Annotated in this window: 5 protein-coding genes; 1 reads left to right on the top strand and 4 read right to left on the bottom strand. The window is 75.6% G+C overall.

The window, feature by feature from the left end; translation table 11 throughout:
* Positions 1–3,275, top strand: a 3,275-nt coding sequence (locus tag KS423_RS36090; protein ID WP_224283968.1) for a S8 family serine peptidase, incomplete at its 5' end; no start/stop codon positions are given.
* Positions 3,276–3,421: 146 nt separating this feature from the next.
* Here KS423_RS36090 and KS423_RS36085 read toward each other — a convergent pair.
* The 4 genes from KS423_RS36085 to KS423_RS47650 form a co-directional block, all read right to left on the bottom strand.
* Positions 3,422–4,096 (bottom strand): arylsulfatase, encoded by a 675-nt coding sequence (locus KS423_RS36085; protein WP_224283967.1) that lies wholly within the window; start codon positions 4,094–4,096, stop codon positions 3,422–3,424.
* Positions 4,097–4,278: 182 nt separating this feature from the next.
* Positions 4,279–4,800: an AAA family ATPase gene (locus KS423_RS36080; RefSeq protein ID WP_224283966.1), complete on the bottom strand. Its 522-nt coding sequence runs from the start codon at positions 4,798–4,800 to the stop codon at positions 4,279–4,281.
* Between the two features lie 117 nt (positions 4,801–4,917).
* On the bottom strand, positions 4,918–5,463 hold the full coding sequence (locus KS423_RS36075) for an XRE family transcriptional regulator (protein WP_224283965.1): 546 nt from the start codon (positions 5,461–5,463) through the stop codon (positions 4,918–4,920).
* Positions 5,464–5,588: 125 nt separating this feature from the next.
* Positions 5,589–5,714: a hypothetical protein gene (locus KS423_RS47650; RefSeq protein WP_263455606.1), complete on the bottom strand. Its 126-nt coding sequence runs from the start codon at positions 5,712–5,714 to the stop codon at positions 5,589–5,591.
* Positions 5,715–6,075 lie beyond the last annotated feature (361 nt).

The following is a 6,075-nucleotide window of genomic DNA, read 5'->3' as shown; positions in this document are numbered from 1 at the left end:
CGGTCCAGGTCACCCTGGTCACCGGCGACACGGTCACCGCCCGGGTCGGTGCCGACGGCGCGGTGGCGCTGGCCGGCGTGCGGCCCGGGCCCGGGCGCGAGGACGTGACCTTCCTCCAGCGCTCCGGTACCCCCGGCTCGCTCAACCTCGTCCCCTCGGACGCGGTCGGGCCGCTGGACTCCGGGCGGCTGGACCCCCGGCTGTTCGACGTCGCCGGGCTGATCGCCCAGGGCTACGACGACGCGCACACCGCCGAACTGCCGCTGATCCTGGGCTCGGAGCGCGCAGGCGCCCCGGGCCTGGCCGCGGCCGCGCCGCCCGCCGGCGCCACCGCCGTACGAGTGCTGGAGAGTGTGCACGGCGCGGCCCTGCGCGCCCCGAAGGCGCGGGCGGGCGAGCTGTGGCAGCTGGTCGCGCGGCCGGGCGCCGGACTCGCCGCGGGCGGCGTGGACAAGGTCTGGCTGGACGGCAAGGTCTCCGCGGCGCTCGACCGCTCGACCGCCCAGATCGGTGCCCCACAGGCCTGGAGCTCCGGCTGGACCGGCAAGGGCGTCAAGGTCGCGGTGCTCGACAGCGGCATCGACCGGGGCCATCCCGACGTGGCCGGCTCCCTCGGCGAGACCTCCGACTTCACCGGGGCCGCCGGCGCGCCGGTGACCGCCGACCCGGACGGGCACGGCACCCATGTCGCCTCGATCGTCGCCGGCACCGGGGCCGCCTCCGACGGCCGGTTCAAGGGTGTCGCCCCCGACGCCGAGCTGCTGGTCGGCAGGGTGCTGAACGACGAGGGCAACGGCCAGGAGTCCTGGGTGCTCCAGGGCATGGAGTGGGCCGCGGCCCGGGCGCCGATCGTCAACATGAGCCTCACCGGCGCCCCGACCGACGGCAACGACCCGATGGCCCAGGCCGTCAACACGCTCTCCGCCCGCTACGGCACCCTGTTCGTCGCCGCGGCCGGCAACAGCGGCAGCGCCGGCACCGTCGGCACCCCCGGGTCGGCCGACGCCGCGCTGACGGTGGGCTCCGTCGACCGGGACGGCACGCTCGCCCGGTCTTCCAGCCGGGGACCGCGCGTCGGCGACCAGGCCGTCAAGCCGGACCTCACCGCGCCGGGCGTCGGCATCGTCGCTGCCCGGGCGGCCGGGACGGACGGTCAGGAGCCGGTCGGCGACCGGTACACGGCCATCTCCGGCACCTCCATGGCGGCCCCGCACGTGGCCGGGGCCGCGGCCCTGCTCGCCCAGCAGCACCCGCAGTGGAAGGGCCCGCAGCTCAAGGCCGCGCTCACTTCCTCCGCGGCTCCGGCCGCCGGCCAGGGCGCGTACGAGCAGGGCGCCGGGCGCGTCGACCTCGCCCGGGCCACCGCCCAGGAGGTGTACGCCACCGCCGAGGGCACCGGGATCCACCTGGAGGGCCTGCCCGGCGGCGAGCCGCTCACCCGTACGGTCGAGTACCACAACGACGGCCGCGAGCCGGTCACCCTCGACCTGGCCGCCGAGACCACCGTGGCGGCCGGCGCGTTCACCGTCTCCCCCGCCCGCCTGACGGTCGCGCCGGGCGCCACGGCGTCGGCCACCGTGACCGTCGATCCGGCCCGTGTCCCCTCGGGGGCGTCGCTGACCGGGCGGGTGCGCGCGAGCGGACCCGGCGGGGCCGTCGTCACCACCGCCTACGCGCTCACCCGCGAGGCCGTGCGGCACGACATCACCGTGACGGCCGTCGACCGCAACGGGGCGCCGCTCGGGCCGAGCACCTGGAACGCCTGGTCGATGATCAGCCTGGTCAACCTGGACACCCGCGACGCCTACCAGCTGCAGTTCACCGGCGGCACCGCCACCGCGCGCGTGCCCGAGGGCCGCTACAACCTCGGCGGGCAGCTGGCCACCCCCGGCTCGGGCACCGCGAGCGCCACCTTGACCCTGTTCCTGCAGCCCGAGCTGGAGCTGCGCGGCGACACCCGGCTCGCCGTCGACGCCCGCGAGGGCCGGCAGCTGACCGTCACCGTCCCCGGCCGCGCCACCACCGGCTGGTCGCTGTCCGCGGGCTACTGCTACCGCACCGCCGGGAGCGCCGCCGAAGGCGACTGCGCGGGCTCGGCCACGGTCCTGGCCCGGCCCGGCAACCTGTACGTCGTCCCCACCGCCCGGCCCGTCGCCGGCCGGCTCGACTTCGTCGCGCAGAGCCTCCAGGTGGGCCCGGCCACGCAGAACGGACGGCTGCCGGACCGCTACGACCTGCTGGTGCACACCACCGGCGGGCTGCCCGACCCGGCCCTGACCGTCGAGGCCGGCGAACTCGCCACGCTCAACACCCGCTATTTCGCCCAGGGCCCGGGCACCGCGGGCGAGTTCAGCAGCTTCGCGTCCGCCGGCGGTCTCGGCGCCCTCACCATCGGCCAGCCCTCCTTCACACTGCCGGCCACCCGCACCGAGTACTTCACCGTCAAGGACCAGGTCCGCGAGACGTTCTTCAGTCAGGCCGTCGGCCCCGGCGGCGAGATGGTCCACCCCGCCGCCGTCGGCCAGAGCGGCACGGTGCGCTGCGCCGCCGGCGCGACCTGCGCGGAACGCTGGAACGCCGCCGTCATCGGCCCGGGCCTGGCCCCGGGCCACGACGGCGCGACCACCATGGCCCGCACCAGCGACGGCTACCTCACGGTGGCCCCGCAGCTGTTCAGCGACGCCTCCCCCGGCCACGTCGGCTCCCCGTGGCCGCTGCGGCTGGACGACGCCGTCCGCCTCGAACTGGAACGCGACGGGCAGCGCATCGGCGGCAGCGACCGGGAGCAGGCCCGCTTCGCCGTGCCGGCCGCCGACGCCGCCTACCGGCTGACCGCCAAGGCCGTACGGGCCGAACCCTGGGCGACGCTGTCCGGCACCGTCGAGGCGGTCTGGACCTTCCGCTCGGCCGCCGTCGCCCCCGGGCCCGGCGGCCAGGCCCGCAGCACGGCGCTGCCGGTCGACACCGTCCGCTTCACCGCCCCCGTCGACCCGGACAACCAGGCGCCGCGCCGGCAGCACACCCTGCTCGCCGCCGTCGAACGGCAGAGCGGTGCCCCGGCTTCGGCCACCGCGAGCCTGAGCGTGCAGGTCTCCTTCGACGACGGCGCCACCTGGCGGGACGCCCCGATCGCCCCGGGTGACGGCGGCTACCGCGTCACCGTCGACCCGCCGCCGGGCGCCGGCGGCTTCGTCTCGCTCAAGGCCACCGCACGGGCCGCCGACGGCGCCACCGTCGAGCAGACCGTGCTGCGTGCCTACCGCCTGACGCCCTGACAGTCCGCCGGTGGCCCGCGGGTGATCCGCGGGCCACCGGCGAGGCGGGGGCCGGGGCCTGCAGCTCGATGTGCATCCAGGTGAGGTCGTTCGGCCGGACGTCGAGGCCGCCGGTGCGGGGCCGGGAGCGACCGGGCGCCGGCCGGCTACGCGGTCCTCCTGGCGGGGTACGGCACGGCGACAGCGGCGGCGCGGAGTCCCAGGGCCGGGCTGGACAGGACCGGGACGGCGGTCGTGGTCCGATGCGCGGCGTCTGCCATGGATGCCTGGGCGAGGACGATGACGTCCGCGTCGTCGACGGCCTCGACAGCGGCGGCGATCGTGGTCAGATAGCCGGTCTGGTCACCGCTTTCGAACCGGTCCCAGGCGCCGTCGACCACCGTGGCCGTCACCGTGACCGGCCGGCCGGACCGGGCGGCCTCCTCGTCGATGAGGGCCACGGTCGGGCCCACGGTGCCGGCCAGTGCGGCGATCACGGCGATGTGTGTCGTGGTCCGGCCCCCGGCGGGTGCGACGGCGACGGCGGCTGCCGCCATCGGACGGTCGACGCGCAACACGGGCACTCCCAGCGCCGCGGCCCGGGTCTCCGCGACACCGCCGATCGTCGAGCAGGTGCACAACACCGCCGCGGCCCCTGCGGCGACCGTCGAGGCAAGTGCCCGGTCGATGTCCCCCGCAACGGCGTCGGGCCCGTCGGTCCGGGCCCTGGCCAGCAACTCCTCGGACACGATGTGCCGCAGCGGCAGGCCGGGGTGGTCGCGGTCGCGGAGCGCGTCGAAGACCGGGACGTGCACGGACGAGGTGTGGAGCAGCGCCAGCATGCGCGCGATGCTAGCGGCCACGGTCGGGGGCGGGGTCCCGCCGTCGGGATGGTGCGGCTTTCGGGATGGTTGACAGCGCGGTGCCGGGCGGAGCCGGGCCGCTGGTTGAGTCTGTTCGCGCCACTCGGCGCCGGAAGGTGGTTCTTGGCCACCTGCGCCTGTTCTCACGTGGCGGGCGGACCTCAGCCCTTGACGGCCGCTGCGATCTGCAGGGCGGCCTGGGCGGGCGTGAGATGCGTGGTGTCGACGACCTCGGCCTCGCCGTGCAGCCACGTGCGGGCCGCCTCGGCGTAGGGCTCAAGGTATTTGAGACGGAAGGGCGAGGGGCCGAGAAGAGTGTCCCCCTCGATGCGCCCGCGGAGGGTGTCCTGGTCGGCGTGGAGGACGAAGTGCCTTACCGGAATGGCGTGTTGGGCGAGGCCCGCGCTGATCTCGCGCCAGTACTGCTCGACCAGGACGGTCATGGGCATCACCAGAGTGCCGCCGGTGTAGTCGAGTACGCGGCGAGCGGTCTCGACCACGAGCTGCCGCCACGGCGGCCAGTGCTGGAAGTTGTCCGTCGTGGGCAGCCCTGGCGTGATGTCCATGAGTGTCTCGCCGACCTTCTCGGCGTCGAACACCCGTGAATCCGGGATCAGTTGCTGCACGAGTACGCTGGTCGTCGTCTTGCCTGCGCCGTGGGTGCCGTTGAGCCATACGATCATGGGACCCAACGCTAGCGCTGTGCGGGCTCCGGGAACGGGCACGGCAGGAATCTGGTACGGCTTCGGCGTTTCTCAGGCGTCACGACGGCGCCCGGAGGCGGCCGCTGGAGCGTGGTTCTACAGCTCGACGTCCATCCAGGCGATGTCGTTCAGCTCGACGTCGAGGCCGCGGGCGCGGTGTCCGTTGTCCTTGAAGTAGTGCTCGCGCAGGCCCTCGGCGAGGATCCGCTCCTGCTCGGCCTGGGTGGCTCCGGCGTCCCGGGCGGCGTAGAGGCGGCGGGCGACGTCGCCGGACATCTTCTGGGTGATCACGCGGGGGCGGGGGTCGTCGGTCGATCCGGCCGACGAGGAGAAGCCGAACGTGGCGCTGATGTGGAGCATGAAGCCGTTCTTCTCGGCGTCACGGCGCACCCGCTTCTTCACCCGCGGCTGCCGGGTGGCGCGGACCTTGGTCTCGATGGCCTTGGCTGCGGCCGGCTTCGGGGTGCCCTGGCCCTTGAGCCAGCGCTGGACGGTGCGCTGGGAGACGCCGAGGTCTGCGGTGAGCCGTTTGGTGGAGCCCTTGGCGCCCTTGGGCAGGAAGCGCATCCGGGCCTGGACGGACTGCGGGATCGGGCGGGTGCGCTCGGCACGCTCCAGGCCCTCGTCGAGCTCGCGGCTCACGCTGTTCCTTCCCGGCCGCCGGGGCGGCGGTCACTGCCGGTGGTCGTGGTGGGCGGCCCGCCGGTCGGTGCCGGCGGGCCGCGTGGGGGGCGGCTACTCGTCGACGGACGCCTGGCCGCCGGGCGTCATGTGCCGTCCGGGGTTGGCGCCGCCGGCTCCTCCCCCGGGCCGCGGTCCTGGGCGAGCGGGTGCACGTCCGGGACCTCCGGCGGTGCCGGGTCGAAGGCGTCCTTGGGCCGGGAGCCCTCCACGGGGCCGGACGTCCAGCCGGTCTCGGTGCGCAGCGCGCGGGTCGGCGGGCGCAGCGCGGTGCACGTCTTGAGTCACATTCACGCGGACGGGCAGCATCGGACCGCCCCGTGGGCAGGAGCCCCCACGCTCGTTCGCGCCCGGCCGGTTTCGGGAAACCGGCCGCGGACGGGTGGCCGCTGGCCGCTCCGGCATGCCCCTTCTCCAGGGCGGCGGCAGGCGGCGGGGGTGCCGGCATTCACGTGCCGGCACCCCTTGCGGTACGACGGCGTTCGCCGCGGCGGCCGCGGGGCTCAGTGCCGGCGGGCGCCGGCGAGCCGGGTGTCGGCGAGGGCGGTCGGGGCGGCGCCGAGCCACCAGGTG

It is taken from the genome of Streptomyces sp. LS1784, assembly GCF_020103755.1.
In the GTDB taxonomy this organism is placed as follows: Bacteria; Actinomycetota; Actinomycetes; order Streptomycetales; family Streptomycetaceae; genus Kitasatospora.
Note: the sequence above shows the minus strand (reverse complement) of the source record. Positions and strands in the feature narration are given on the sequence as shown.